The sequence below is a fragment of the Streptomyces sp. R44 genome (assembly GCF_041053105.1).
Classification (GTDB): domain Bacteria; phylum Actinomycetota; class Actinomycetes; order Streptomycetales; family Streptomycetaceae; genus Streptomyces.
In genome coordinates this window covers 106,033-131,779 of record NZ_CP163444.1, presented here as the reverse complement: position 1 = coordinate 131,779, position 25,747 = coordinate 106,033, and the positions used below count along the sequence as shown (strand labels likewise).

26 protein-coding genes and 5 pseudogenes are annotated in these 25,747 nt (G+C 69.3%); 18 read left to right on the top strand and 13 right to left on the bottom strand.

The annotated features are described in order from the left end of the window. Nucleotides 1-214: 214 nt before the first annotated feature. From AB5J54_RS00700 to AB5J54_RS00675, 6 genes and pseudogenes are all read left to right on the top strand, one after another. Nucleotides 215-1,234 (top strand): hypothetical protein, encoded by a 1,020-nt coding sequence (locus AB5J54_RS00700; protein ID WP_369141890.1) that lies wholly within the window; start codon nt 215-217, stop codon nt 1,232-1,234. 13 nt (nt 1,235-1,247) lie between these two features. Then, nucleotides 1,248-2,333: a hypothetical protein gene (locus AB5J54_RS00695; protein WP_369141889.1), complete on the top strand. Its 1,086-nt coding sequence runs from the start codon at nt 1,248-1,250 to the stop codon at nt 2,331-2,333. Nucleotides 2,334-2,575: 242 nt separating this feature from the next. After that, a pseudogene (locus tag AB5J54_RS00690) lies at nt 2,576-2,856 on the top strand (transposase); the annotation flags it as partial. 466 nt (nt 2,857-3,322) lie between these two features. Then, a complete protein-coding gene (locus AB5J54_RS00685) occupies nt 3,323-3,637 on the top strand; it encodes a hypothetical protein (RefSeq protein ID WP_369141888.1) in 315 nt (104 codons plus the stop codon). 294 nt (nt 3,638-3,931) lie between these two features. Continuing rightward, nucleotides 3,932-4,450 (top strand): annotated as a pseudogene (locus tag AB5J54_RS00680) (flavoprotein); the annotation flags it as partial. 126 nt (nt 4,451-4,576) lie between these two features. Further along, complete coding sequence (locus tag AB5J54_RS00675; RefSeq protein ID WP_369149175.1) at nt 4,577-5,200, top strand: GNAT family N-acetyltransferase; 624 nt, start codon at nt 4,577-4,579, stop codon at nt 5,198-5,200. 8 nt (nt 5,201-5,208) lie between these two features. On the opposite strand, the gene AB5J54_RS00670 is transcribed toward AB5J54_RS00675, so the two are convergent. Then, complete coding sequence (locus AB5J54_RS00670) at nt 5,209-6,162, bottom strand: helix-turn-helix transcriptional regulator (RefSeq protein WP_369141887.1); 954 nt, start codon at nt 6,160-6,162, stop codon at nt 5,209-5,211. Nucleotides 6,163-6,225: 63 nt separating this feature from the next. On the opposite strand from AB5J54_RS00670, the gene AB5J54_RS00665 reads away from it, so the two are divergent. The 4 genes from AB5J54_RS00665 (at nt 6,226) to AB5J54_RS00650 (ending at nt 7,807) form a co-directional block, all read left to right on the top strand. After that, nucleotides 6,226-6,612 (top strand): VOC family protein, encoded by a 387-nt coding sequence (locus AB5J54_RS00665; protein ID WP_369141886.1) that lies wholly within the window; start codon nt 6,226-6,228, stop codon nt 6,610-6,612. A gap of 23 nt (nt 6,613-6,635) precedes the next feature. Then, entirely contained in the window at nt 6,636-6,941 is a 306-nt protein-coding gene (locus AB5J54_RS00660; RefSeq protein ID WP_369141885.1) for a putative quinol monooxygenase, read from the top strand. A 208-nt stretch (nt 6,942-7,149) separates the two neighbouring features. Then, nucleotides 7,150-7,371, top strand: a complete 222-nt coding sequence (locus AB5J54_RS00655) for a DUF6458 family protein (RefSeq protein WP_369141884.1) — start codon at nt 7,150-7,152, stop codon at nt 7,369-7,371. Nucleotides 7,372-7,432: 61 nt separating this feature from the next. Beyond that, complete coding sequence (locus AB5J54_RS00650; protein WP_369141883.1) at nt 7,433-7,807, top strand: PRC-barrel domain containing protein; 375 nt, start codon at nt 7,433-7,435, stop codon at nt 7,805-7,807. A gap of 199 nt (nt 7,808-8,006) precedes the next feature. Here the strand turns inward: AB5J54_RS00650 and AB5J54_RS00645 are convergent, their stop codons facing one another. From AB5J54_RS00645 to AB5J54_RS00620, 6 genes are all read right to left on the bottom strand, one after another. After that, on the bottom strand, nt 8,007-8,291 hold the full coding sequence (locus AB5J54_RS00645) for a cupin domain-containing protein (RefSeq protein WP_369141882.1): 285 nt from the start codon (nt 8,289-8,291) through the stop codon (nt 8,007-8,009). Between the two features lie 366 nt (nt 8,292-8,657). Beyond that, nucleotides 8,658-9,386, bottom strand: coding sequence for an SDR family oxidoreductase (locus tag AB5J54_RS00640; protein WP_369141881.1), 729 nt, complete (start codon nt 9,384-9,386; stop codon nt 8,658-8,660). Nucleotides 9,387-9,801: 415 nt separating this feature from the next. Beyond that, complete coding sequence (locus AB5J54_RS00635; RefSeq protein WP_369141880.1) at nt 9,802-10,539, bottom strand: VOC family protein; 738 nt, start codon at nt 10,537-10,539, stop codon at nt 9,802-9,804. A 183-nt stretch (nt 10,540-10,722) separates the two neighbouring features. Then, entirely contained in the window at nt 10,723-11,922 is a 1,200-nt protein-coding gene (locus AB5J54_RS00630) for a low temperature requirement protein A (RefSeq protein WP_369141879.1), read from the bottom strand. 547 nt (nt 11,923-12,469) lie between these two features. Beyond that, the gene (locus AB5J54_RS00625) at nt 12,470-12,868 is read right to left on the bottom strand and encodes an NTP pyrophosphohydrolase (protein ID WP_369141878.1); all 399 of its coding nucleotides are present in this window, start codon (nt 12,866-12,868) and stop codon (nt 12,470-12,472) included. 206 nt (nt 12,869-13,074) lie between these two features. Further along, entirely contained in the window at nt 13,075-13,686 is a 612-nt protein-coding gene (locus AB5J54_RS00620; RefSeq protein WP_369141877.1) for a CGNR zinc finger domain-containing protein, read from the bottom strand. 60 nt (nt 13,687-13,746) lie between these two features. Between AB5J54_RS00620 and AB5J54_RS00615 the strand changes: the two genes are divergently transcribed. Continuing rightward, complete coding sequence (locus AB5J54_RS00615) at nt 13,747-14,610, top strand: NAD(P)-dependent oxidoreductase (protein ID WP_369141876.1); 864 nt, start codon at nt 13,747-13,749, stop codon at nt 14,608-14,610. Nucleotides 14,611-14,713: 103 nt separating this feature from the next. Then, a pseudogene (locus tag AB5J54_RS00610) lies at nt 14,714-14,904 on the top strand (IS481 family transposase); the annotation flags it as partial. A 585-nt stretch (nt 14,905-15,489) separates the two neighbouring features. On the opposite strand, the gene AB5J54_RS00605 reads toward AB5J54_RS00610, so the two are convergent. Beyond that, the gene (locus AB5J54_RS00605; protein ID WP_369141875.1) at nt 15,490-16,572 is read right to left on the bottom strand and encodes a hypothetical protein; all 1,083 of its coding nucleotides are present in this window, start codon (nt 16,570-16,572) and stop codon (nt 15,490-15,492) included. Nucleotides 16,573-16,715: 143 nt separating this feature from the next. Beyond that, entirely contained in the window at nt 16,716-17,030 is a 315-nt protein-coding gene (locus AB5J54_RS00600) for a hypothetical protein (protein ID WP_369141874.1), read from the bottom strand. Between the two features lie 333 nt (nt 17,031-17,363). Between AB5J54_RS00600 and AB5J54_RS00595 the strand changes: the two are divergent. Next, a pseudogene (locus tag AB5J54_RS00595) lies at nt 17,364-17,465 on the top strand (IS5/IS1182 family transposase); the annotation flags it as partial. A gap of 110 nt (nt 17,466-17,575) precedes the next feature. Here AB5J54_RS00595 and AB5J54_RS00590 read toward each other — a convergent pair. After that, nucleotides 17,576-18,349: a glycosyltransferase family 2 protein gene (locus AB5J54_RS00590; RefSeq protein WP_369141873.1), complete on the bottom strand. Its 774-nt coding sequence runs from the start codon at nt 18,347-18,349 to the stop codon at nt 17,576-17,578. A 108-nt stretch (nt 18,350-18,457) separates the two neighbouring features. Between AB5J54_RS00590 and AB5J54_RS00585 the strand changes: the two genes are divergently transcribed. From AB5J54_RS00585 to AB5J54_RS00575, 3 genes are all read left to right on the top strand, one after another. Continuing rightward, nucleotides 18,458-18,679 (top strand): hypothetical protein, encoded by a 222-nt coding sequence (locus AB5J54_RS00585; protein ID WP_369141872.1) that lies wholly within the window; start codon nt 18,458-18,460, stop codon nt 18,677-18,679. A gap of 168 nt (nt 18,680-18,847) precedes the next feature. Continuing rightward, entirely contained in the window at nt 18,848-20,695 is a 1,848-nt protein-coding gene (locus tag AB5J54_RS00580; RefSeq protein WP_369141871.1) for an N-acetylmuramoyl-L-alanine amidase, read from the top strand. Nucleotides 20,696-20,881: 186 nt separating this feature from the next. Further along, nucleotides 20,882-21,463 carry a dihydrofolate reductase family protein gene (locus AB5J54_RS00575; protein ID WP_369141870.1) on the top strand — a complete coding sequence of 194 codons (582 nt, stop codon included), beginning with the start codon at nt 20,882-20,884 and terminating at the stop codon, nt 21,461-21,463. Between the two features lie 844 nt (nt 21,464-22,307). Here the strand turns inward: AB5J54_RS00575 and AB5J54_RS00570 are convergent. Then, nucleotides 22,308-22,853, bottom strand: a complete 546-nt coding sequence (locus AB5J54_RS00570; RefSeq protein ID WP_369141869.1) for a GNAT family N-acetyltransferase — start codon at nt 22,851-22,853, stop codon at nt 22,308-22,310. 69 nt (nt 22,854-22,922) lie between these two features. Between AB5J54_RS00570 and AB5J54_RS00565 the strand changes: the two genes are divergently transcribed. Continuing rightward, the gene (locus tag AB5J54_RS00565) at nt 22,923-23,081 is read left to right on the top strand and encodes a transposase (RefSeq protein WP_369149174.1); all 159 of its coding nucleotides are present in this window, start codon (nt 22,923-22,925) and stop codon (nt 23,079-23,081) included. A 557-nt stretch (nt 23,082-23,638) separates the two neighbouring features. Beyond that, the gene (locus AB5J54_RS00560) at nt 23,639-24,178 is read left to right on the top strand and encodes a hypothetical protein (protein WP_369141868.1); all 540 of its coding nucleotides are present in this window, start codon (nt 23,639-23,641) and stop codon (nt 24,176-24,178) included. Between the two features lie 15 nt (nt 24,179-24,193). Here AB5J54_RS00560 and AB5J54_RS00555 read toward each other — a convergent pair. Together AB5J54_RS00555 and AB5J54_RS00550 are read right to left on the bottom strand one after the other, a co-directional pair. Continuing rightward, nucleotides 24,194-24,948: pseudogene (locus tag AB5J54_RS00555) on the bottom strand (IS5 family transposase); the annotation flags it as partial. A 116-nt stretch (nt 24,949-25,064) separates the two neighbouring features. Beyond that, complete coding sequence (locus AB5J54_RS00550) at nt 25,065-25,727, bottom strand: DUF3995 domain-containing protein (protein ID WP_369141867.1); 663 nt, start codon at nt 25,725-25,727, stop codon at nt 25,065-25,067. Nucleotides 25,728-25,747 lie beyond the last annotated feature (20 nt).

Below are 25,747 nucleotides of genomic sequence, written 5' to 3'. Positions count from 1 at the left end.
CAGGACTGGGGACGCCCACTACCGGACAGGGGCGCCTCTCGCGCCTCTGGCTGCGCGTCGCACCCCGTCGGCCTCAGCGGCATCAGGCCAAGGGTGGAAGACAGTTTGTCTTCGGGTTCGCGCCGTCTCAGTCGGCGGCCGGGAACAGGGGTGGCGTGGGCAGCCCCTCCGGCGTGTGTCACGATCTCCCCCAACCTGTGGGGGGTGTTGCTGAATGGCGCAGGACATTGCGCTGCGGCCGGTGGTGGATCCGGCCCTCGAGGACGCGGAGCGCGCGCTGCTGGAGAAGTCCGCCGACGGACTCTTCCCAGCCACGCTGCCGCTGCCCGAGGAACAGGGGCTGGGCGGCCGTACCAAGGCGGACATCTGGACGGCCCTGGGGGTCTCCGCGGTGTGCGCGCTACTGCCGGTGACGATCCTGTGGGCGCTGATCGGCGTGTGGCCCGGCCTGGCCGTCGGGCTCGCGGCGCAGGCGGGGCTGATCTGGGTCGGGGTCCAGTTCGGGTTCGAGGCGTTCATCCTGACCGTCGTGGGCGTGCACCTGCTGGCCTGGCTGCTGATCGTCGTCCTCGGCTGCGGGACCGACGAGCGGCAGCGGGTGGCCCGGCTGCGCCACGGTCGCTACTACCTGGCCGAGGACTTCGGCGACGACTCCCTGCGCGAGCTGCTGGGCCACTCGCCGCTGCGCCGGATGGAGCGCGCCCAGGCCGCCGTGACGGCGGTACTGCAGTCGCAGGTCGACCGGGACGGGCTGCTGGACGACATCGCCAATGACGTGACGCTGCCCGCCCAACAGTACGAGATCGCCCAGCGCCTGGCCGAGCTGACCCGGCTGGCGCGGAAGGTGCGCACCGCTGCCGGGGACGCCTCCGGCTCGCGGGTGGAGGAAGTGCTGCGGATTCAGCGGCAGGCGCTGCGGCTGTCGTCGAGCGCGCTGGAGGAGCGGGTGGAGGCGCTGGAGCGCTACGCCGAGAACACCCGCGCGGCGGACGCGGCGTACCGCGAGTGGGAGGCCGTACGAGAGCTGGAGCAACTCGGCGAGGACATGCACGAGCTGGTGGTGAACACGGTGCGGGACGAGCTGGCCGTCGCCGAGATCGAGGGGCTCGCCGACCGGTCCCGGCTCCAGGACCTGCACCGGATGCTGGACGAGGCGCGGGAGGCGGGGCTGCTGGCCACGCGGTTCGCCGACGAGCCGGCCGACCGCCGGTCCGGCGACAGCGGCCGGGCGTGAGGGGGAGGACGACATGACCCAGACATCACAGCCAAGACGCGAGTTCCACTCCGGCCGCGGCAAGAAGACCTTCGACCGGATCCCGGGCGGGTTCTACCTGGTCGGCGCCCTGGTGATCCTCTTCGAGGTGGTCACGCTCGGCGCGGTGGGCCTGGCCCTGGCCGTCGGCGACCCGAGCGGCGACGGGGCATCCCCGGACAAGGAATCCCGGCGGGTCGAGGTCACCTACATAGCGACGGGCGACCACCCCTCGGTGAACCTCACCGTCGGGGAGGCGAACGGCAACCACGAGCCCCACGGGGTCGTCATCCTGCCTTACCGCAAGACCGTCGAGCTGGCGGCGGGCGCCGACTTCTATCTGGACGTCAGAAGCCGCGAGGACCAGGAAGGGGGCACTCTCACGTGCACCGTGTTGGTCGGCGGCAAGGTGGTCCAGCAGGCGCACAGCACACCGGACTCCTCGTCCGCCACCTGCGCGGGCAGTACCACGGATGCCCCGCAGCGGGGCATCCCCGTGCCCACTCTCACCCCCGGCGCCTCCCCGCTGCCCGAGGAGCGGCGGCTCACCGGGACCGTCAAGGTGCCGGACTACCCGGGCGAGGGCTCGCCGGTCATCGGCACCGTCACGGACTCCTCCCTGGAGTACGCGGAGCTGGGCGGCACGTGGGACCGGAGCAAGACGCTGGATCCGGTCTTCGACGGCTTCACCCGCAAGCAGGAGGGGCGCCAGCGCGCACTCGTGAAGTCCACGCAGGTCGACGAGGACATCATGGCCGCAGCCGGAGGCACCGGGGAGCTGCGGGGCGTGGCGGGCGCGGTGATGGACGAGCGGCGGCGCTACGAGTACCCCCGCGACCAGGCGATCCTGGTCGACGTCGCCTCGCAGCCGCTGAAGGTCGACGGACATGACGCCTGGCTGCTGGTCAGCGAGATCCACTTCCACAAACGCGGGGTGCCGTCCACGATGGACCTGAACGCGGTCCTTGTGGTCGACACCGGGCGGGTCCGCCCCTCGGTGCTGTGGGTCGTACTGCCGGAGACGAACAAGAAGATCTGGCCGGACCTAAACACTCTGGTCGCATCCGTCCAGGTCCACTGACCTGCACCGATACGGGACGGGCCCGGGCGCGCGACGCGTCCCGGGCCCGTCCGGTAGAGCGCGACGCTGGCCGGGCACGGCATCGAGTCGGCGGCGACCAGGTCGACGAGCGTGCCCGACGCACGGGTGCGGTGCCAGACGATCGTGCAGTAGCGCGAGCGGAGCCACTGCTCCACGTGCTCGTACGTGGTGGCGGTGGCTGGCCATCCGTAGAGGCGTGCGACGTTCAGGCGCAGCACCTCGCGGTCGCGCTGGGCGGGGACTGCCTCGCGGATGTCGGGACGCTGCGGGCCGAGCCCGGCGTGTTCGGGCCGGTGGCCTCCGCCCCACGGTCTCCCGGCTCGTCGACGCCCTCGCCGCAGCCGGGCCGAAGGCCCTGCCCGCGATCAGGACCGCTCGGGCCGGCGTGCGCGAGCACGTGTGGAAGCTGGCCGGCACTGCGGCGCCGGATGCCGCGGGGCAGGTGATCGTGGACCTGGACGGGGTGCTCGTGCTGGCCCACTCCGAGAAGCAGGACGCATCCAGCCGACTGAGGAAGGTCAGTGCGGCAGTCGGCTCCAGGTCGCCGTAGACGTCGTGGAAGCTCGCCAGGAGGCCGCGGAAGACGGCCGAGTGCAGGGCAGGAAGCCGCATGGCGGTGCGGTACGTCAGCTCCTTCACCGTCCAGCGCACCGGTCCCGAACACTCCAGAACCCGACGGGCTCGGCGGAGCAGGGCTTCCGATCGCTCGGCCACCACCCGGTCGATGTCGTCACCGAGAACCTCGGCGAAGGCCGTCACGGAAGTGGCGTGGTCCTCAAACCAGTCCACCCACAGCGAGTAGGTGACGGCCTCGGCGTCCAGGTCCGCCTCCAGCCGCTGACGGTAGCCGTCCCACAGCACGTCGGCCGGCAGGGGACCCTCCGCACTCTCGTTCGCGAACCGGATCTCGCACGTGACCCAGTACTCGTCGAGACTGCCCTGTCTTCTTCGACTTCGAGGGCGAGCAGGTGGAGATCAATCACCAGAAGCTTGATGATCTCTCCCTGACCTGGAGCGTGGTCGACCCCAGCGCTCCTGTCCGGTGGCCTGGCTCCGACTTGCAGTGGCGTGCTGGTCCTCTTCCCGGGCTTCAGGCTGTGCAGGGACTGCCGCTCCAAGGCGTCGAGCTGATCGAGTGGACGGGCGGGGACCTGGCCGAGGGAAACGTCGACGTCAGCTTTGTGTTCGAGGCGAGCCGGGTGACCGTCTTCGACGCTCTCGACGAGAACGGCCTGAGCTTCTCTCCACCCGGTCAGCATCAACGGACTCACCCGCTCCACTGAAGCGTCCTTGCTGAACATGCCCCGTCGACGCCACCTCGTCGTTAGGGTCAGGATCACGACTGCCGGAGAAGGCGTCGTCGCGGGAGGGCCGGGGCGGCAGGGCTCACCACCGCCGTCGTTCTCGCGGCGATGCCTGGCCTCCCTCGCGGACGCCGACCCGCCCACCGTGATCGTCGACTGCGCCGTACTGGGCGCCCAGGGCCTTACGGGCCCGGCGGCCCCGGCGTCATGCTCTCGTGTGGGTGCGCCCAAGAAGCGGCGAGCCTGACCATCGGCGCAGGAGGCAGAGGAAGAATGAGCGACCGGCCGGAGAACCCCTTCCTCTACGTCGTCATCTGCGCCGCCGGCATTGCGGGCGACGCCCACAAGCTGATCACTGCCGCACAGGAACAGGGGTGGGACGTCGGGGTCGTTGCGACACCACAGGGGCTCGGCTTCCTCGACACCGAGGCGATCGAGGCCCAGACCGGCAACCCGATCCGCTCCGCCTGGCGCAGCCCCGGTGATCCGCGGCCGCTGCCGCCCGCCGACGCCATCGCCGTCGCGCCGGCCACGTTCAACACCGTCAACAAGTGGGCCTCAGGGATCGCCGACACCCTCGCCCTGGGCATCCTGTGCGAGGCCCACGGCCTGGGGATCCTGACCGTGGTGCTGCCGTGCGTGAACGCGGCCATGGCCGCGCACCCGGCATTCCGCCGGAGCCTGGACCAGCTGCGGGAGATGGGCGTACTGGTCGGCTCGTACGAACCGCACCGCCCCAAGGCCGGTGGGGGAGCGGAGCACTTCCGATGGGAGGAGGCGCTCGAACTGCTGGGCGGCGAGGAGTCGAGGCGTCCGCGCGCCGCTGTTGTCCCGCCGCAGGAGCGAGACGTCGACGGAGGCCGGGGACCGCATCAGCCGGAAGCGGCGCAGTACGGGAGGGATCCACTCTCCCCACAGGTGAGTGCCGTGCATGTGACGCCCCTCCACCTGGTCGGCCCGCGCCTGGCCCTGCGCGAAGTCGAACCCGAGGACACCGACGGCCTTCTGGCCATCTACGGAGATGCCGACGCCACGCGGCACCTCAGCTTCGAGCCCCGTACCCCCGAGCAGGTCCAGTCGATTGTCGACCGGTCCATCGCCTCCGCCACGGACACCCCCAGGACCGAGTACTGCCTCGCCATCACCCGGCGCGGCGAGCGTCATCTGATCGGCTACGCGCGCCTGGCCACCGAACCGCAGCAGGCGGCCACCATCGGATTCGCCCTGCACCCGGACGAGTGGGGCAAGGGGATGGGGACCGAGACCGTCCACCTGCTGTGCGCACTCGGCTTCCGGACCCTTGGTCTCCACCGCATCTGGGCGGCTCGTTCGCCGCTCAACGAGGCCTCCGCACGGACGCTTCTACGGGCTGGTATGACCGAGGACGGGCGGATCCGCGACCACGTCTTCGTTCACGGAGCATGGCGGGATTCCATCACCTACTCGATCCTGGCGGACGAGTGGACACCGATCGGCGACTTGGAGGTCGGTCCGACGACGGATACCGCCTCACCAGGCAGGGGTGGCAGTCGGCGCAGGTGAGCAGACACTCATCCCGCGTTGTCCTCGAACAGTTGCCGGGTACGCCGGAGCAGAGCTTCCCGCACGTCGTCAGGTGACAGGACCCGCAGTGGTGTGGCCAGGCTGAGGAGGTACCTGGCGAGCCCGTCCGCGTCGGGGCCGCCGATGTCGACGATCGTGACGTCGCTTCCCTCCGGGCGATGGGTACCGACCGTCGGCGGGATCAGCCGTAGCGCCTGGTCCATGGGCAGCGGGAGGCGGATCGTCACGTAGAGCGGGTAGGCGCCGGTCGCGATGGAGCGGGAGACGAGCAGAGCCGGGTCGGGTGGGTCGACGAGCTCCACCGGGCGCCCGGTCGGCTGTATCCGGCCGACCCTGTCGGCCCGGAAGGTGCGCCACTCGTCCCGTGTCACGTCCCGGGCGACGAAGTACCAACGGCGTCCCGTGTGCACCAGACGGTACGGGTCGACCTCCCTGACCGTGGCCTTCCCCGCCCGATCCCGGTAGGAGAGGCGGCAACGCTCTGCCCGGCGACAGGCACCGGTCAATTCCAGCAGCATGCCGGGCGCGATCTGTGGTGCGTCGAGCCTTGAGGTGTGAACAAGAGCGGCATCCATCTCTCCCAGCCGGTCCGCGATCCGGCGCGGCAACACCTGACGCAGCTTCAGCAGAGCGGACAGCGCGGCCTGGTCGTCGCCGAGAACACCGCTGAGCGCGGCCTCGCGCAGCCCGACGGCGACGGCGAGCGCCTCCTCGTCATCCAGGACCAACGGCGGCACCCGGGATCCGGCGCGGAGGCGGTAACCGCCCCATGGGCCGGGATCGGACTCGACTCCATAGCCGAGCTCCCGGAGCCTGGCGACGTCCCTTCGCACCGTGCGCTCGGTGACCGCCATGTGGTCGGCCAGCTGTCCGCAGGTCCACGACGGCCGTGCGGACAGCAGGGAGACCAGTCGTAGCAGGCGGGCGGATGTGCTCATCACATCGTGAAGTGTCCCGCATGACCAGGACCGAATCTGTCCTGGTCCCGTCATAGCGTCCTCCCCATGAGCACTGGAAACACATCAGCACCCGCGATCCGCTATGCCGCCGTCACGTTCGACTGCCCGGACCCCGCCGAATTGGCCCGCTTCTACGGAGAGGCCCTCGGCCTGCCCGTCGCCTACTCCAGCGACGACTTCATCCTGCTCGGTCAGGAGGGCTCGGCCGGACTGGGGTTCAACCGGCTGGCCGACTACAGGCGCCCCACCTGGCCGGACCCTTCCCAGGAGAAGCAGGCGCACATGGAACTGGGCGTCGACGACCTGGAGACCGCGCGTGCGCACCTGCTGGCCCTCGGTGCTGTCGAGCCCCCGACCCAGCCACAGCCCGACCGGTGGTTGGTCCTGCTGGACCCCGCCGGCCATCCGTTCTGCATCACCACCCTGGTCTGAACGTGATCGGCAGACTGATGACCGTGACCGCGCACCCAGGGAAGGGCGGCGAACTCGCCGCCGTCCTGCTGAGGGTCGCGGAGAGGCTGTACGGCTTCCCTGGCTGCGAGATCTACCTGATCAGCCAGGACGCAGGAAACCCGGACACGGTGTACGTCACCGAGGTCTGGCAGGACGAGGCCAGTGCGCAGGCCGCCCTCGCCGCTCCGTCGCGCGCCGACGGTCCTGATCCCGCAGATGTCCTGGCGCTGCTGTCGTCCCCACCGCACCGTACGGACCTCACGGTCCTGGGCGGAGTGGGCACCCCTCCTGCCGACGGCAAGGCCTGACGCACGCCCCTGGCCGCGGGAATGGCCCGCTCGGATGTCATTCCTGCGGCCCGAGGCGCGTACGACCGGCCCGACTGTCCGTCGCGCCGCTGACGACGCGGGCGCTGACGTAACGGCGGCCGGCAGCGCCGTTCGCCGGGATGAGGCGGCGTGATTCCTGGTGACCCGGGTACGCGGACGGTGCAACCCCGCAATGGAGGGAGCAAGCATGCGTCTGGGACTGTTCATCATGATGATCGCCGTCGGTGCCATCCTCACCTTCGCGACCGACTGGGAACTCGATGCGGTCGACCTCGATCTGGTCGGACTGAACCTGATGGCCGTCGGATTCCTCGGAACCGCCGTCTACACGAGCGTCCTCCGCCGTCGCCGGGTGGTGGTCCCGCCCGTGGACCCGACGGTCACCGAGGACCGGCGCGACCTGCTCTGACACGGCCGGCACGTTCGGTGCCGCGACGGACACGAAGTACAGCGACAGAGGAGTTTCAGCGATGACCGAGCATCTCTGGTCCTACAGCACGGAGTCCGGCCATCTGGCGGGCACCGACCTCACCGGATGGCAGGTCGAGGCGGCCGACGGTCATATCGGAAGGGTGGACAAGCACTCCGACGAGGTCGAGGACTCCTACCTGGTCGTGGACACGGGCGTCTGGATTTTCGGCAAGGAAGTGCTGATCCCGGCGAGCGCGGTCACCCGCGTCGACCTGGAGGAACACACGATCCACCTCGGCCTGTCCAAGGAACAGGTCAAGGACGCACCCGAGTTCGTCTCCGACAAGCACCTGGCCGACCTGCGCTACCGCGAGGAGCTCGGCCAGTACTACCGCCCCGGCGGTCCCTTCCCCGGCGGTACGGGCGCTCTGTGAGGGGACGCGGTTCGAAACGGGGCCTTCATGGCCGCCCGGGTCGTGGGCAGGCGGGTGGCGGAGCGCCGGGGCCGCCTCCCGACCCCCGCCCGCAGGCAAAGATGCGGGCCGGCAGCCGCGCGACAGCCCCGCACCGTGGTTCCTCCGGTGCGGGGCTGTCGGCTGTTCGCGAGGAACGGGTCCGCGGCGCGCGGCGGGGCTACTTCGACTCGATCTCGACGAAAGCCAGCGGGGCGGTGCCGGCGTTGACGACCTCGTGCTCGCCGCCGGCCGGACGGGCGTAGGACTCACCCGCCCTGAGCTCGGAGACGGTGACCGTGCCGTTGGGGGTGATCACGTGGGTCCGCCCGTCGGTGACGGGGACGACGACGTAGTCGTACGCATGGATGTGACGGCCAGTGGACTGACCTGGCTCGAAGTCCCAGCGGGTGACGCGGACCCGGTCGTCCTCGTGCTGCTTCGTCGCGCGGGCCGTGGTGGACATGGTCGCTCTTTTCGCGGTCGTCGGATCCGGGCGCCGCGTCAGGCCGGCAGCGCCCTGATCTGCAGATTAGCCGCTCGCCTGGCTCGCCATGAGGGGGACCCGCCCCTGAACCCGGGTTCATGGACCCACCCGGGGCGTCGACGGGTTCACCGGAGGACGAACCGGTCCGGATGCGCCGTCTTCCAGCCGTCCGCCCACGGGACCGGCAGCTTCGCGGCCACGGGGCACTGTCCCGGGGCGGAGCGCTTCGCACAGGCGGGTGCGCGATTGTGCCGCGGCGGCCGCCGAGTCGACCTCGATTTCCTACGAGACGGATCGCCGAACGGCGCCCGCACCGGTTCCAGCGGCCAGGCCGAAGGCCGGATGTCAGAGCTGCTCGAAGTGGAAGGAACGGATGAAGCAGTCCCTCGGCTGGGCGATCGCGAACAGGGCGCAGTCGATGACGGACTGGGCGGTCAACGGATCGCCGGCGGTCCGCGGAGCGTCGTCCCAGGAGGAGGCCAGCGGGTCACCGTCGCTGAAGTCGGGAGGGTAGAGGGAGATGACGCGAATGCCTTCGGGGCGCAGCCGCTGCGAAAGGATGTCGGCGAATCCGGCCTGGGCCGCCTTGGCGGCGTAGAACGCGGGGTGCGCCTGGGAGCGGTGATCGCGGGGCTCCGCGGCCGAGGACACCAGGTTGACCACGTCCGCGCCGGCGGAGGCACGCAGCAGCGGCATGAAGTGCTTGCTCGTCAACAGCGTGCCCGTAGCTCCCGAGGCGACGGTGTCGGCGATCGCGTCGTCATCAGCGTCCCAGAGGTCGGGACCGTCGAGGTAGCGGGCGCCGTTGTTGACCAGGACGTCCACCCGATCGGTGTGGCCCGCCACGCCTTGGGCGAAGCCCCGGATCGAGGCAGGGTCTGCCAGATCGCAGACGAACGGGTGAGCAGGCGCACCGCTGTCCGTCTTCACCTCGTCGGCCACCTTCCGGGCGGTCTCCAGCGAGCGCGCGGACACGAACACCTGTGCACCCAGCCGTCCGGCCTGCAACGCCAACGCGCGCCCGAACCCACGTCCCGCCCCGGTGATGACCATTCTTCGCCCGGTGAGATCCATGGCGTACCCCCTCCACTTCAAGATGAGCATCACGACCCTAGCCCGCGGCGCGCCAACCCCTGGTCTCGCTGTGACGGAGCTGTCCCGTGGGGGCGACTGAGCAGGCGGGAGGCCATCTCCGAGTACGAGCCCAACGCCTCCCGGGACGCCGCGGGAGGAGAGCGCGGTCGGTCGCCGCCGCACGCTGCGGCTCGGTCAGCGAGGCATGCGTCGTGCCTGCCACGGTCAGTCGCACCCGCGTGCTACGGACGGAGGCCCACAGGCTCCCGACCTGCGGGTCCGTGTTGCGCTGCGGGGCGGACGACTGAACCTCTACTTGATAGCGACGGACCGTGCCGTCCAGGAGCAGCGGAGCGAAGGACGCACGACCTTCGCCGTCGGCCTGGATGGAACAGAGCGGGGCCGTTGCTCAGGGTCAGCGAGGGGTGAGGAGGCAGAACTCGTTGCCCTCGGGATCGGCAAGTACCGTCCAGGAGAGCTCGAACTGGTCGATCCCGGGGTCGGTGGCGCCCAGGGAGCGCAGCCGGGCTTCCTCCGCTGCCATGTCGTCACCGGGATAGGGGCGGACATCGAGGTGGACGCGGTTCCACACGTGCTTGGTGTCGGGAGTGCGGACGAACTCCAGGTAGGGGCCGACGCCCTCGGAGGAACGCATGGTGGCGTGGCCGTCGGTGACCTCGTGCACCGTCCAGTCCATGGCCTCTCCCCAGAACCGGGCCATCGCCCGTGGGTCGGCGCAGTCGACCACCACCGCGGCGATCGGGCCGGTGCCGCGGTAGACCGGACGCGGCTCCAGTACGCAGAACTCGTTGCCCTCCGGGTCGGCCATGACTGTCCACGGGACGTCACCCTGCCCCACGTCGGCGAGCGTCGCGCCTAGATCCTGCAGGCGAGCGACCAACTCCGCCTGATGAGAGGCCGAGTCGGTGGCCAGATCGAGGTGCACCCGGTTCTTCACCGTCTTGGGTTCCGGGCTGTTCACGATGTCGACGCAGACGGCCACGGGGTCGGGGTAGGTGAAGCCCACGGGTTCGAGGTTGGTCACCCCGGGGGCCTCGCTGTCGACTTCCCAGCCGAGTGCCTCCGCCCAGAACCGGCCGAGTGCCGCGTCGTCCTGGGCTTTCATGTTGATCTGCACGAGTCGTGTCGCCATGCGCAGATGTTAGAAGCTGCCGCCGGTCGGCGTTCAGGTGAGGGGGACGACCTGTCCGTCGCGACTGAATCCTGAACCGGGGCGTAAGCGGTCGGCGTTCCATCCGGCCCTGTCGGTTCGGGCGTCTGAAGGCGGGCTCGCCGATGCGGTGCTCGCGGCCTCCGAGCCCTCTGCACACCCGCTCTAGCCGATGGCGGCACGCGCACGGTGGGCCATCGCGGCCTTCGCGTACAACAGGTGGGCGATGGCCTCGGCCGCCAGGAGCAGGACCACGAGCCAGGGTGCGAGCACGTCCCCGCCGAGGACCAGGAGGAGGGGGATGACCACCCCCGGCACCGCCCAGACGGCCACCTCGCGAGCGGGCCGGCCGAAGCGGAGGCCGATCAGGCCGTGTGCCGCGTGGTAGGCCGCGAGCCCGCCGGCGAGCGCCGACACCGTGCCCCGGGCGAGGTGGTCGTAGTCGGAATCGTCCACGGCCGTGGCCAGTCCGGCAGCCATGGAGATCACGGCAGCAGTGACGAAGAAGTGCAGGAAGCCGCCGACATCACGGGCGAGGAGGTACGCCTCACGGGCGCTCGCGGTTCCGATGACCCGCTCCGCGGCCGTCGAGGCGAAGTCGAAGTACGACCACCACAGCGCGGCCAGGAGGATGAAGCCGATGACCGCGACGACACCGGCCTGGACGGTCCAGGTGTGGTCGGTGGAGGTGATGAGGCCGAGGACCGATTCGCCCAGCACGATGATCACGAACAGGCCGACTCGCTCGACCAGGTGCCCGGTGTGCACCCGCCGGGGGATGCCGCGCCCGCGCGCGGTCAGCAGAAGGGCCATCTCCGCAAGGAGCAGCCCTGCCCAGACCACGTACCGCCAAGGCGCGGGAACGGCCGCGGAGCCCGCCCAGAGCAGCGCGGACATCAGACAGTAGGTCAGCGGCCGCCAGCGTGGAATCCTGACAGGCGCGGGGAATCGCGTGGCGGGCCACCACAGTGCCAGGAGGACCAGACGGGTCCCCGCGTAACCGAGCGCGTAGGCGGGGCCGCGGTCCCCGTCGGCCTCCGGGACCGCCGCGGCCATCAGGGCGAGGCAGAGCATGGCGGCCAGCATGGCGAGGCGGCGACGGGCGCTGTCGTCCTGGAAGAGGTTGGCGGAGACGGTGAGGTTGGCCCACATCCACCAGGGCGGAAAGTACAGCCCGAGGAACACGCCGAACTCGCGCCAGCCGGGGTCGCCGTGCAAACCGTGCGAGAGCTGGGCGACGAACGCGACGAACACCAGGTCGAAGAAGAGCTCCAGCCAGCCGGCGTGCCGGGGCTCGGGCTCGGCCTCCCAAGCGCCCGAGGGCGGAGGCGGCGGCGAGGGAACCGCAGGGTACGGAGTGCTCATCAGGCCATCCGGGTGAGGTTACGACCGGACACGGACTGCCTGCATCAGACCACGAAACGCCTCCCCACGCCCGCGACCCGCCCCCTGGCCACGAGCGAAGGCCGCCGATACGGTCCATGCGTGTGCACCTACGCCGTCGTCCACTACAAGCTGCACTACGCATGCGTGTCGTGCCGGATCAGCTTCAAGAGGCACCCGCGCGACGCCGGACACACGTGCCCGCGCTGCAACGGGCCGCTGCTGTGCGCCGGGCACGACTTCGCGGCACCCCGCCGGAGCAACCGAAAGGCATGGTCGGTCGTCGCGGTGGTCCTGAACGCCGGGTTGCGTTACGAAGGCTTTGAAACCTGTGGTTGTCGGCGAGAGCCCAAGTTCCGCCCACGTACCCGTGCGCAGCTGCGTGTCCGCCGCACCATCGCCGCTCGTACCGGCACTCCACTCGCGGAGCTGCTCGGTCGGGCTGATCCGCTGGACCTCCCGGGTCCCCCGGCGGGCGGCGCCTGAAAGGGCCGGCGGCTCGAACCGTCCGGGTACGGATCCAGGATCCCTACGGAGACGGTCGGAGCACGCTTCGGGGGCCCGCACAGCGGGCGCCTTCCCGCTCCACTCGTCCACGCAGTTCCCGGTCCGCCGTGACCACCAGGCACGGCCGGCCGTTCGCGCCCCGGGCGAGTTCGGCGATCAGGTCGTCGCCGCTGCCGGAAGCCTCCTCGACGCGCACGCCGGGTACCGAAGCGACGCCTCGGGCGCCGCCCTCGACTACCAGGACGATCTCGTAGGGGCCGGGGAACGGGCCGTCGGAAGGCCCGCCGGTCGCGGCGAGCCGGTCACGCAGGCGTTCGGCCGCTCCCCGTCGGTCGCGCCACCAGCCGTCCGGGACGGATCCCACGACGTTGGCCCCGTCGACCACGAGCAGGGGACGAAGAGGCAGATCTTCTGGATTCACCGCTCCAGGATGTCAAAGAGCGAGGGCGTGTACGGGGTCAGCCAGGTGACGATCAAGGTCACGAGTGCCGGGGCACACTGGATCTGTCGCGACCTCGGCCCTCCGCGCATCTGCCGCCCCCTTCCGGCTGGACAGGGCGAGGTGTCCCGACAGGGAGATCGGTTCCCGATGGAGGCGGCCCCCCCCCGCGTAGTCCCTGGAGTCGTCTATTTGTTGGCGAGCCGGGCCTTCTTGACCCTGTTGCCGCAGGTGTTCATCGAGCACCAACGGCGATTCCCGCCACGACTGGTGTCGAGGAACAGGCCGGCGCAGCCGGGGCCTTCGCATGCCTTGATCCGGTCCCGGTCGGGGCCTCCCAGTACGTGGATGGCGTCGGCGGCGAGCACGCCGAGCGCGTCCCGTACCGGTGCTTCCTCGCCGAGGTTCCAGACCGCGAGCCCGTTTTCGTCGAGTGCCGGCCTGGACTGTCCGGCGGTCGTGGCCCTGTTCAGGATCGCCGCGTCACCCGGATCGGGCCGATGGGTAACCGTGACGGCCAGCCCGGCACGGTAGATCGCTTCCCTCAGGCCGAGCGCCTCCTGAAGCTCGGAGGGTGAGACGTCGGGGACGCCGAGCCCCGCGACGTGCAGCCAGAGCTTCAGCCGGTCGTGGCTGGAGAGCCGCTCCTGGGGCGCCCCGTCGGCCCGGTCGCTCATCGTGGCGGTGAAGCGGAACGCCAGCACCTCGTTGTCCAGCCGGAATAGTTGACGGGCCTCCACGGTCACCACCTCCCGTACCACCATGGACCGCTGTTCGAACCAGCTTAGCCGGTTCGACACCGGCGTCGATCCCCGCCACAATGGAACCGTCTTAGACGGTTCGCGGATGGAGGTCGTGCGATGGGCGAGGTTGCAGTCATCGGTCTGGGCGGGATGGGGCGGGCGATCGCGCACAATCTGGTGCGGGCAGGTCACGAGACTGTGGTGTGGAACCGTTCGGCGGGGCTCGCGGAAGAGCTCGCGGAAGCGGGTGCCCTCCGCGTCGCGTCCGTCGCGGAGGCACTTCAGTGTCCGGTGGTGTTCTCGGTCCTGTCCGACGACACAGCCTTCGCGGAGACGTTCCTCGACTCCGGGGCCCTCGACGGGGCCCGGCCTGGGGCGGTCCACGTCAACGTGGCTACGGTGAGCGTCGGACTGGCCCGCCGCGCCGCAGAGGCGCACGCTGCGCACGGGATCGGCTATGTCGCCGCCCCGGTGTTCGGCCGGGTCAGTGTCGCGGAGGCGGGTGCGCTGAACATCCTCGCCGCAGGAGACCCCGAACTCATCGACAGGGCCCAGCCGTTCTTCGACGTGATCGGATCCCGCACGTGGCGCCTGGGCGAGCTGCCCGAGCAGGCCAACATCGCCAAGGTCCTGGGCAACTACCTGATCGCCTGCGCGATCCAGTCGCTCGGGGAGGCGGTCAGCGTCGCCGACGCGGCCGGCGCCGACCCGGAACAGTTCGTCGAACTGCTGGCCTCGACACTCTTCCCCGGACCCGTCTACTCCGGGTACGGGTCGATGATCGCGCAGCGGAGGTACCAGTCGGCCGGGTTCTCCACGGCACTCGGACGCAAGGACCTCCACCTCGCCCTTGATGCAGCAGCCGGCCAAGAGGTCTCCCTGCCGTTCGGTGAACTCCTCAGAGGCGTGTTCGACCAGGCGATCGCCGACGGCCGCGCAGCGGACGACTGGGCTGTGATCGCCGAGCAGCAGCCGCGATGAACGCCCCCGCTCGTACGGTCGTCGACGCGCGGTGCCCAGCGCCGGGCAGGGAGGCCCACATGGCGCCCGTGCCGCACCGCAACGCCCCGCCGACCGTCGAACGTGGTCCGCGACCCGGTTCATGTTCGACCCCGCCGCTGACGACGTGGCGATCTCGCGCCGGACGGTCGCTCGCCACCTCGCCGCGCTGGGGCTGAACTGGCGGAAGTTCATCGACCCCATCGGGGAGACGACCGCGAACTGCGGAAGATCCACGCCCGCAGCCCCGGGCGCATGGTGCACGTGGACGTGAAGAATCCGGTCGCATCCCCGAAGGACTCCGCGCGATCGAGGTCACGGCCTTCTCAGTGCGGGAGAGCAGGTCGCGGGCGTGACGTACTTGCTCCGGCGTCACGGCTGGCGGGCGGCCCAGCGTCGCCACCGAGGAAGGCATCCGCGCCGCCCGTGACCTGCTGCCCGGCCCGGCGGCTGTGCATCACCTCGATCGCGAAGCGGCTGGGCGTGTCCCCGGGCACCCTCTCCAACCACGTCCCCGGTCCCCGGTCTCCTGGAACTCCGGTCGAAGCCTCCGCCCGGTACGCCCACTACTCGCCGGGGGAGTCCAGTGCATGGCATGCCTGGATCAGGACCCGCTGCGTGGTGGGGACACCAGCCCCGCACCAGGCGCTGCGAGATGCACACTCCCTCCCGTCGGTACGTGGACCGTGCAGGTGAGGTGCCCTTCAGCCTGTCCGGCGGCCCAGAGCAGGTCACAGCGAAGGTCGACATGGCGCCGGCCCGGCACTACCTGAACGCTCTCGTTGACGGGATGGCGAGCTCCGTCGACGGAGAGCGTCCAGCAGGACTCCGGGCCGGGGACCTCCACGCGAAGCGTCTGCCTCACTCGAATCTCACGGAGGAGAGGAAGTCGTTGAAAGTGTCCGACCCCCCCGACGGCGAGTGATGCACGGTCACCAGGGGAGGGGTACCGACCGGATCCGAAACGGGGACGGCCCCGCCGAGGTCCCGGATGACGGTGAACAGCTGCGGCCCGACCTTCAGACTGAAGTCGCCGTTCTCGGTGCTGAAGTCGTCCTCGCAGAACCAATGGACGGTCTTGCCCGGCGGCCCGATGAAGATCATCGAGCTGATCTCGTCCTCGAGCTCGATATCGTTGGTGAGCAGGTCGTTCTGGATCACCGTGGTGTCGTTGAGCACCGGCACCCCGTCCTCCGCGGCGAACGCGAAGTACGGACTGGCGGTGATCCCGCTGACCAGGGAGTCGAGCCTCAGCAGGAACGCCGCGAGATCGGCGAAAGACTTCAGCGTGGTCAACGTGTCCCGCACGGTCGCCAGTGTTGCCTTCAGCTGGTCGACGCTGCGCAGCGGCGAGGCCCCCGGGACCATGAGGAAGACGAACCCGTCGTCGTCGCCGGCCTTGGGCTGGAACTCCCCGTGCCTGAATGCCGCGATCAGCTTCGGGATGAGGAGCGTGGGGATCAGCACGGGGACGGCCGGCAGCGCCACGGGGTCGGAGCTCTTCCCAAGGGCCTTGAGCGTGACGGTGGCGACGAGCTGGCGACGGACCGGAGCCGGCACCGGATTTGTCGTGGTGAGTTCGGCCACCTCCGGCCTGAAGGCGATGGCGATGTCGGTGCCCTTGACCTGGGGCGTGCTGCTGGCGTCTGCGGGGGCTCCCTTGCTGATGTCCCACTGGTCGTCGGCGAGCTGGTTGCCGTTCTCGTCCTGGACGCTCCACACCACCTCCATCTGAACCGGCACCTGCGTCTTACTGAGCATCGGGATGGAGCCGGTGAGCTGGCCGAGCAGGCCGTTGACTCCGGCTGGCGCGGTCACGCCGCCCAGGGGCTGCCCGCCTGTGATCGCGTTGCCCAGTTCAGTCGGGGTGAGGGCCGATTCGGGCTTGAAGCCCGAGAACCTGACGTCCTTCGTGATGAACGTCATGTCGACGGCGCCCTTCACGATCTCCGCGATCTCGACCTGGCCGGGTAGTGGTTCGATCGTGGCATCGACGAGTGTGCCGCCCGGTCGCGGTCTGGCGACTGCCTGAAGCGTGTGCGCGAGGGAGTCGAGGACGTCCTTGACGGGAGTGACGGGGGTGGTCATCAGCGTGCCTCTCCCGCCATGGCCTGGTGAGCGGCGGGACTGACGGGGGTGGCCGCCAGCAGCGAGAGGAAGAAGTCCTCCCCACTGGACAGCAGGAAGTCGTTTACCTTGACGTCGATGAAGTCGTTGTGCCCTTCGTTCATGACGACACGGAGCCTTCCCGCAGCGTCGAAGGTGATGCGCCACCCGTTGTTGTGCGGTGTCATGGTGTGCGCCATGGGGATGTCGATCCGCAGGACCGATCGCCTGTTGATGTAGACGGCGGTGCGAGCAGGCGCCGCTGCTTCTTCGCTTCCTTGCGTGTGGTCGGCCACGGTGAGCCGCCTCCTTCGTCAGGGTGTCGGGGTCGCACCCTCAACATGACCCCTGCCCCGGGTCCCCTCCCATGGCATGAGGGACGAGTCACGCGCATGGGGCACAGCGCACGGGCTCACTTGGGATCCCGCTTACGCTCCCAGCACCTCGGCTTCCCCCGTCTGCCCGGCCCCGCCTGTGAAGCCGGCCGCCGACCGGCCGAGGCATCGGCCGCCGTACGACGGACATCCGCAGCAGCTTCGTGGGACCGGCACACAGCACCCCGCCGGCGGAATCGACGCGGGTGTGCGCCGTGGGTCTCCTCGCTTCCGACGTCATGCGGCGAGCGGTGGATCAGCCGGCTCAAGCAGCACAGGGCTGTGGGCACCCGCTTTGACAAGCTTGCTGTCCGGTTCGAGGGTGCCGTCCACGTCGCCGCAATCCATCAGTGGCTGTGGGCCACCCCCGCCGGCGGGTCGTGCGAGGCTTGCCACGCATTCGACCAGTACAGGATCGCGGGCGACCTCACCAAGTGGCTGGCCACCCGCGCTGCCTGAAACACGGCCTAGATCCGCGAGTTGCGCAGCGACTGCCACACAGCGCCGGCCAGCGCCCTCGTTGCCCGGGGGACCGACAGCCCCTCGTGCTCGCGGTACAACTCCCAGTTGTACGGGATCAGCGACATCTTGTTGGAAGAAAGCGATCCCGCCTGGTGTGCCCGGTACACCGCGAGCGGCTCGGCCAGGCCCCGGGCGTCAGCACCGTCCCGCATGATCGACAGCCACAGCGCGTAGTCCTGCCGCTTTCGCATCTCCGGCATCAGCCGTGTGCCGAGGACTCTGCGGTCGTACATGGCGGTCAGCGCGCCGATGTAGTCCCGTACCAGCATCGCCCGGTAGTCCACGTGCTCCCGCGCGCGGACCACCCGCCCGTTCGGGACGAAGTCGGTGCTCTCGCCTTCGTAGTCGGCGTCCATCTTGTAATAGGAGGTGAAGGTCAAGGGCGCATCAGCGGCAGCAGCGAACTCGATCTGCCGCGCGGTCTTCTCCGGAAGCCACAGGTCGTCGCTGTCGAGAAACGCGACGTAATCCCCCCGGGCCCGCTCGATCGCGAGATTGCGGGCCCGCCCGGCACCGCCCTGTTCCGGTGCCGACACAGGCTTGACGCGCTCGTCCTGCCGGGCGAACTCCGTCAGCAGGTCCATGGAGCCGTCGGAAGACTTGTCGTCGGTCACCAGCAGCTCCACGTCGCTGTGGGTCTGCGAGAGCACCGACCGAACGGCTGCGCCGAGCGTCGCCGCCGAGTTGTACACGGGCATGACGACGGACACCAGGGGCACAGCGCTTCTCCTCGCTCGGTCAAAGACGACGCTCCATTCAAGCACTGGAATCGTAGTGGGATCCGCCACGCGTGTTGTTGTCCCAGGTCAGAGCTATGCGGGGGCTATGTGGGGCTGCCGCTTGCCGTGCACGTCGCAGCGGTGGGCCACCGTCCCCTCGGCTACGAAGTGGACGACCGGCGTGTGCAGCAGATCGCCGTCGGCCACTTGTACGTGGAGGACGTGACATGCGCGCGGGTCCGGGCCCGTACGCGCTTCGCGAGGGACGCCGTGCCGATCGTCGGCGGCACCGTGGTCCCCGAGCGCGGGTTCACTGCTCTGGTGTGGTGACGGGCGTGCGTGTGTTGGGCGTGTCGGCGGGGCCGGGAGGCTTCGGTCCAAAGGATGGTGGCGGCCGCGCCATCGGCGTTGACCAAACGACGACCGCCAGAGCGAAATGGACAGGGTGTGACCAGAAGACACAGGCGGCACCGGGTTTTCGGCGCTGCGGGAGTGGCGGTGGCCCTCATCTGGGGATGTGCCACTGCTGGGAATGCCCGGCCCTCCGACGCGACACCCGGCGGCTTCGAGCGGGCGGCCGAGCAAGCGGCGGCGGAATTCGGTGTGCCGAAGGAAGTACTTCTCGGCGTCAGCTACGAGTCCTCGTGGTGGGAGGCCAATGACGGCCGCCCCAGCACCAAGGGCGGTTACGGTCCGATGCAGCTGACGGACACGACGTCCGGGGGAGCGTACGCCCATCGCCCGGGCGAAGGGCCGGTGGACACCACGGGCACCGACGACCCGTCCGAACACACGTTGCAAGCTGCCGCCGCGATGATCGGCGTCGCGCCCCAGGCTCTCAAGCGGGACGAACTGCAGAACCTTCGAGGCGGTGCCGCGCTGCTCGCCTCGTATCAACGGCGGATCACCCGCGTGATGCCGCGGGACCCAGGCAGCTGGTACGGGGCTGTGGCGCACTACAGCCAGGCCCCCGACACCGCCGCGGCCGGACGGTTCGCCGATGGGGTGTTCGAAGTGATCCGTGGCGGCAGGCAGAAGGTGCGCAAGGACGGCCAGAGTGTGGCGTTGCCGAAGACGCCGTCCGTTCGTCCGGCGAGGTCGCAGCTCGCGTCTCTGGGGCTGCGGACGCAGGCCGCGGCGGCAGTGCCGGAGTGCCCCAGCGAGCTGAACTGCCGGTTCGTCCCCGCTGCTGCCTCGAACTACCAGGTGTCCGCCCGGAACTCGAACGGCATGGACGTCGACTTTATCGTCATCCATGACCTCGAAGGGTCCTATGACGGGGGAGTCAGCTGGTTCGAGGACCCCGTCAGCGGGGTCTCCCCGCATTACGTGTTGAAGGCCGACGGCACTGAGGCGACGCAGATGGTCGCCACCAAGGACATCGCCTTCCACGCCGGCAACTACTGGGTCAACCTCCACGGCATCGGTATCGAGCTGGAGGGATACGCCGCCCAGGGACCCACCTGGTTCACTCCGGCCCAGTACAAGGCGACTGCCGCGCTGGTGGGCTACCTGGCACGGCGCTTCGGCGTCCCACTGGACCGCCAGCACATCATCGGGCACGACAACGTCCTCCCGCCGAGGCCGTCCCGCGCGCCGGACGCACACTGGGACCCCGGCCCCTACTGGGACTGGGAGAAGTTCATGGCTCTCCTCGGCGCCGATCAGCGCCGGGCGCTTAAGGCCGGGGGAGCGCATTCGACCGGGAACATCGCCATCGGACAGGCGGTCACGATCGCCCCGACGTACGGCAAGAACACGCAGTCGGTGACGGTGTGCGCCTCGACGTGCCGGACCCAGACACAGCCTTCGAACCTGCTCTACGTCCGCACGGAGCCCCGCGGCGACGCCCCGCTCGTCTCCGACCTCGCCCTGCGACCGGACGGGTCGGCGGGAACCAACCGCATCGACGACTGGGGATCCACCGTCGTGTGGGGGCAGGAATTCGTGGTCGCCGATGTGCGGGGCGACTGGACGGCCATCTGGTTCGGCGGGCGGAAGGGATGGATCCACAACCCGGCGGGCGCGAACACCCGCCTCGCCCCGAACGCGCGGATCGTTCGTCCCGCGAGCGGGCTGAAGTCGGTCGCCCTCTACACCACGGCCTACCCTCGCGCCGACGAGTACCCCCAGGGACTGCCTGCATCCGAACAGACGCGGTTCAGCATGTACTCGTTCCCCCAAGGGCAGGCGTACGTGGCCGCTCGCACATCGGTGGTCGCAGACGACTTCTTCCCTGCCACACCCACGCGCCGGGAGATTGTGGTCACCGGTGACCAGAAGTACGACGTGATCCAGTACAACCGGCGCCTGGCCATGGTGAACACCGCGGAGACAAGCCACTGACCCTGGAGAAGCCCTGCGGTTCGCAACGTGCCGCCGCGCCAGAACCGCGGCGGCACGACCGTGACTTCCCACGGCGTACGGCGCCTGGCGCCTGGCACCGTGGTGCAGGCGGACCGACTGCTTGCTCACAAGAGCAACAGCTCACGACACGCCAAATTGGGGCACGCCAAAGCAGAGGAGAACCCTGTGGGCAAGGTGGTCATGTACGGCTCGGTGTCGGTGGACGGCTTCATCGCGGACGAGAACGACCAGCCCGGACCACTGTTCGAGTGGTTGACCGGCGGTGATGTCCCGTTGGACGAGAGCGGCGTGCTGAAGGTGTCGCAGACGTCCTACGACTACACCCGGCCGTACTGGGACCAGATCGGTGTCACGATCGCCGGCCGCCATGTCTTCGACCTGACGGACGGCTGGGACGGGAAGCCTCCGGGCGGGATCGACCATGTGGTCGTCGTGTCGCACCGGCCGATGCCCGAGGGCTGGGACCCCGAGGCGCCGTTCTACTTCGTAGCCGGCGTCGAGGCAGCCGTGGCCAAGGCGCAGGAACTTGCGGGTGACCGCGTGGTCGAGGTCGCCGCCGGCGACGTCGGTGGCCAGGTGCTTGCGGCGGGCCTGGTCGACGAGGTGCGCATGGACGTCGTGCCTGTGGTGTTCGGGTCCGGCAAGCGCTACTTCGGGTCGGTCCACGCACAGCACCTGCTGGAGGATCCTGACGTGGTGATTCAGGGCAACCGGGTGCTTCACGTGTGCTATCGGGTGCGCCGTTGACCGATCGGAGCGGGTACGCGAGGAAGTCCACCGCGAAAGGTGACTCAAGATCGGGCCCCCTCGCCCTCGACGAGCGGATCCCGCTCGGCAACGGTTCCAAGCGGTCGACTTACTCTTCAGCGTTGCCAACGTCGCTGAGCGCCACCTCGCCGGAACCCGGCAGCCTGCCGCTCCGCAACATGCCGGCTCGACCATGCTCTAGAGCAAGTGGGGATCGGGCTGGCTGGGCGGGCCGGCGCCCGGCTGGGCTTCGGCGCGGGACGGATGACCTTGTTACGAAGGGTCATGGCATTGCCTGATCCACGGTTCAACACACCGCGCGTGCTGGGCGTGGACGACTTCGCGATCCGCCGCGGTCAGACGTACGCCACCGTCTTGACCAGCGCCGAAGACCATCACGTGCTCGACGCGCGAAGCCGGGCCACTGGCTGCCTGGCACAACCGGTACCCCGGTGTGGAGATCACCGCCGCGACCGGGCCGATGCTGCCGGAGGCCGCTCAAGGGGCTTGCGGACGACCGCAGGACGACTCAGAGCCTGCCAGCCGGCGAGCCGAGCGGAAGAAGGCAGCACATGCGCTGGTCCAAGAGCGGTTTGACTCAGGCCACTCCCGCTGGGCGATCGCACGGCACTTGGGCCGGGGGTCTCAACACCGTGCTCCGGTACGCGAACGCCGCACGCCGACAGGACATCGTCCGCGAAAATCGCCCCCGACCCAGCGGCTGGACCCCTACAAGCCCTACCTGGAACGACGCTTCGCCGAGGGATGCACCAGCGTCACCCACCTCCACAGCGAACTCCTCGCCGACAATGCGCCGGTCACCTACCAAGTTCTGTCCGGCCGATCACGAAGGAGTCGACATCGGCAGGTTCTTCATGAGGACGATGCTGTCGTAATTGGTGACGTCCCACCGCCACGTGCCGATCGGCGCGTAGCCACGCCGGCGGTACCAGTTGACGAGGTCTGTTGCCTGTGAGGAGGTATCGATGGCGACCTGCGTCGATCCGAGAGCAGCGATACGTGACTCCGCCAGAGCCAGCAGCCGCTGTCCGAGGCCAGTGCCTCTCTGCGATGGCTCGACAGCCAGTTGCCAGAACGAGCCGCCTCCTGCCGGCGCAGGGTATCCAGCCGGAGTGGTGTGTGGAGCTGACACGGTGACGGTGCCGACCAGTGCGTTCCCTTCCATCGCGATCCAGCACTCGCCTTTGCTCAAGCGGTGCTGAGTGTCCTGCGGACTTTGGTAGGAGGCGAAGAAGACCCGCCCGGCAGCGGCGTGGTCAGCGTAGGCGCGGTGGAGCAGGAGGGTCAGCTGCTCCACCGAATCATCGTTGCGGAAGCGCCTGACCTGCACAGCTGCAGACGCACTCACTTCTGTCGGGTTGATGTTCATCCGCGCAGTCAAGCGCACTTTTTGGATCTGTCCAGCTCAGTCATGTGACTTGCCTTCGGGGCGGGTGATCTGACGGATGCCGAGTGGGAACAGCCGCGGCCGTTCCTGCCGGCCAGCAACGGGCGTTGTGGCAGGTGGCGGGATCACCGGCAGGCGATCGACGGGATTCTGCACCGGGTGCGGACCTGTGTGCAGTGGTGTGACCTGCCTGAACGGTTCGGGCCGTGAAAGACCGTCTATGGATATCACCGGCTGTGGTCGGCGGACGGATCCTTGGAGCGTCTGCTCCAGCAGGGCCAGGCAGCGGCCTACGCGGCGGGTGCGATCGACTGAGGGACCGCAGCCGCCCTCGTCCTCTGGCTCCGAACGTGAGCGCCCGGACGAGTCCTAGATGGTCCGTCCCGCATCGCCGCCCTCCGCTGGGATCCGGCCGGCGCGGCGCCGCGGCCTCCGACGGTGCGGCAGGTGACCAGCTGGCTCACCCGCAACCCCACGGCCTTGAACGAGGAAGACCGGGCCGACCTGAAGGGGGTCCTGGCCCGCTGCCCCGAACTGGAGAAAGGCCGCCGGGCACGTCCGCGACTTCGGCGAGATGCTCACCAACCGCCTCGGCGTCACACTCCCCACCTGGATCGCCGCAGTCGACGCCAGGCAGCTCCCCGGCCGCACAGGCTTCGCACTCCACCTGCTCCGAGACCCAGGGCGTGTCTCTCTGATGTGGTGACAACCGATGCAGTCTGGAAACTTTGGTTTACATGGGAGACCCCGCAAACTATAGTTGTCGCATGACGGCCTCTGAGATCACCCCAGAAGAGCAGGCAGAGCTCGACAAGGCCCTGTACGACGCCTTGAACCCCCTGGCCTCGGCCATCCGCTCCCGGGAGACCGGGTTGTCCGCCGACCGTATGTGGGACGCGAGTCCCGTCGACGTGGCACTGTCCGTCCTGGCCGCGTGGAAGATGATGGACGGCGAGGTCAAGCGGCTCACGGAGCGGGCGGCAGCGACCGCCGGCTCCTACGGCGCGAGTTATGAGCAGTTGGGAGCCGTCTGGGGCATCACCCGGCAGGGTGCCCGTAAGAAATGGCCCGAGGCCGTCAGTCGCCCGACACCCGCAACAGTGGGCAAAAGCACGCTTGCGCTGTTCGGAGGGACTGCTGAGCTGGTGCAGTCGCCGTCCGGTGGTTGGGGCTGGACTGGGCGGGGCGCTGATGGAGCATCCGGCACGGCCGCCGATGGGGCACCGTATGCGACCGCAGAGGAAGCAGCGGCCCACGCGGGCGCATTCCTCAAAGAACACGCCCTCGACATCGACGATCAGTCCTAGGGTTTCTCACGTGGGTCACCTGCGGGCCCAGATGAGGATCGCGGCGAGGTGGAGTGCGGCCTGGTAGGCGATAGCGAGCTTGTCGGTGCGCATGGCCGGGCCGCGCCACTGTTTGAGCCGGTTGATGCATCGTTCGACCGCGTTGCGCTGCTTGTACGTCTCGGCGTCGAAGGCGGGCCGTCGGCCTCCGGCGCGACCTCGCCGCAGTCGGTGGCCGATCTGGTCGGACGGTTGGGGGATGACAATGCGGATGCCGCATCGGCGGAGGTGATTTCGGATCGCGCGGGATGAGTACGCGCGGTCCGCCAGGACGGCATCGGGCCGGGTCTGCGGTCTTCCCGGTCCGCCTCGCGGGACACGGATGCCGGCCATGACGGTCTCGAAGACCGGCGCGTCGGCTGCCTGACCGGCGGTGACACGCAGGGCCAACGGCCGTGCATGTCCGTGGCCGGCGAGGTGGACCTTCGTACTCAGGCCGCCTCGCGAACGTCCGAGGGCATGGCCGTCAGGTTCGGCCCGGCCTGAAGCCCCTTTTTCCTGGCTCCGGCGGCGTGCTGGTGGGCCCGGCAGACGGTGGAGTCCACCGACACGGTCCAGCCGATGTCGTCAGTGCCCTCGGCCGCTGCCAGGACAGCGGCGAGGACGCGTTCCCAGGTGTCGTCCACGGCCCACCTGATCAGCCGTTTGTGAGCGGTCTGGAACGAGCCGAGCTCGTCGGGCAGGTCCCGCCAGGGCGAGCAGGTGCGGTACTTCCACGCGATGGCCTCCACGCAGCCCTGAGGGATGTCCCGTAAACGATCTGTGCGTTGCTTTGGGCATTGCGGATTGTCGTGCGGTCCTCTGGCCTGTACGGCCAGGGCGAGGTTGTGCAACTCCGTGGTGACCGTCAGCCAATCCCGGTGACGACCGAGGCCATAGACAGGAGCAACGCGCCCAGCGCCCCCACGGAGCCGTAAAGACGCGCCTCACGCCGGCCGTCGTGCCGGCGGACATAGTGCGTGGCCGCCGCGGCAAAGGCCAGGCCGCCGGCAATGAACCACGGCCCCCACAGGTAGAGGTACCAGCGGGTCAACCCGGCGAGATCAGGCGCGACAGCGCGCGCCCCGGCCTCGACCAGCACTCCGTGCACCACGAACTGACAACCGTGCCAGACGAGCAGGACTGCCGCGCCGAAGCCGCAGAACACCAGGAGTCGACCCGTCCACTTGCCGCGACGGCGCGTCAGACCGATACCAATCAACGCTCCGAAGAGCTTCAGAAAGCCGGTCACCCACAACACTGCCAGGAACCAGGGCACCCGGTCATGAGCAAGCTTCACCAGCGACGGAGCCACCGTCGACTGCACACCGAAGGTGCCGCCCAACGCCCAGACGAAACTGGGTACCGCGAACAGGAACCCCCATGCCGCAACGGCGAACCCGGGCCACGTGCCCAGACGGACGCGGAGCGCCCAGCTCTGGGCCGGAGGCACTGCATCGCCCACAGAATCCTTGATCGTCACAACTCCACCGTTGCCGAACCTCGACATCAGGGCGTCATCCGCGCGCACGATCACGCTCCCCCGTGCGG

Excerpts from the sequence above, each read along its gene's own strand:
- AB5J54_RS00700 (WP_369141890.1), top strand. The coding sequence starts at position 215 with ATGGCGCAGGACATTGCGCTGCGGCCGGTGGTGGATCCGGCCCTCGAG.
- AB5J54_RS00560 (WP_369141868.1), top strand. The coding sequence starts at position 23,639 with ATGACGGCCTCTGAGATCACCCCAGAAGAGCAGGCAGAGCTCGACAAG.
- AB5J54_RS00665 (WP_369141886.1), top strand. The coding sequence starts at position 6,226 with ATGAGCACTGGAAACACATCAGCACCCGCGATCCGCTATGCCGCCGTC.
- AB5J54_RS00645 (WP_369141882.1), bottom strand. The coding sequence starts at position 8,291 with ATGTCCACCACGGCCCGCGCGACGAAGCAGCACGAGGACGACCGGGTC.
- AB5J54_RS00695 (WP_369141889.1), top strand. The coding sequence starts at position 1,248 with ATGACCCAGACATCACAGCCAAGACGCGAGTTCCACTCCGGCCGCGGC.
- AB5J54_RS00570 (WP_369141869.1), bottom strand. The coding sequence starts at position 22,853 with ATGAACATCAACCCGACAGAAGTGAGTGCGTCTGCAGCTGTGCAGGTC.
- AB5J54_RS00655 (WP_369141884.1), top strand. The coding sequence starts at position 7,150 with ATGCGTCTGGGACTGTTCATCATGATGATCGCCGTCGGTGCCATCCTC.
- AB5J54_RS00640 (WP_369141881.1), bottom strand. The coding sequence starts at position 9,386 with ATGGATCTCACCGGGCGAAGAATGGTCATCACCGGGGCGGGACGTGGG.
- AB5J54_RS00635 (WP_369141880.1), bottom strand. The coding sequence starts at position 10,539 with ATGGCGACACGACTCGTGCAGATCAACATGAAAGCCCAGGACGACGCG.
- AB5J54_RS00615 (WP_369141876.1), top strand. The coding sequence starts at position 13,747 with ATGGGCGAGGTTGCAGTCATCGGTCTGGGCGGGATGGGGCGGGCGATC.
- AB5J54_RS00630 (WP_369141879.1), bottom strand. The coding sequence starts at position 11,922 with ATGAGCACTCCGTACCCTGCGGTTCCCTCGCCGCCGCCTCCGCCCTCG.
- AB5J54_RS00650 (WP_369141883.1), top strand. The coding sequence starts at position 7,433 with ATGACCGAGCATCTCTGGTCCTACAGCACGGAGTCCGGCCATCTGGCG.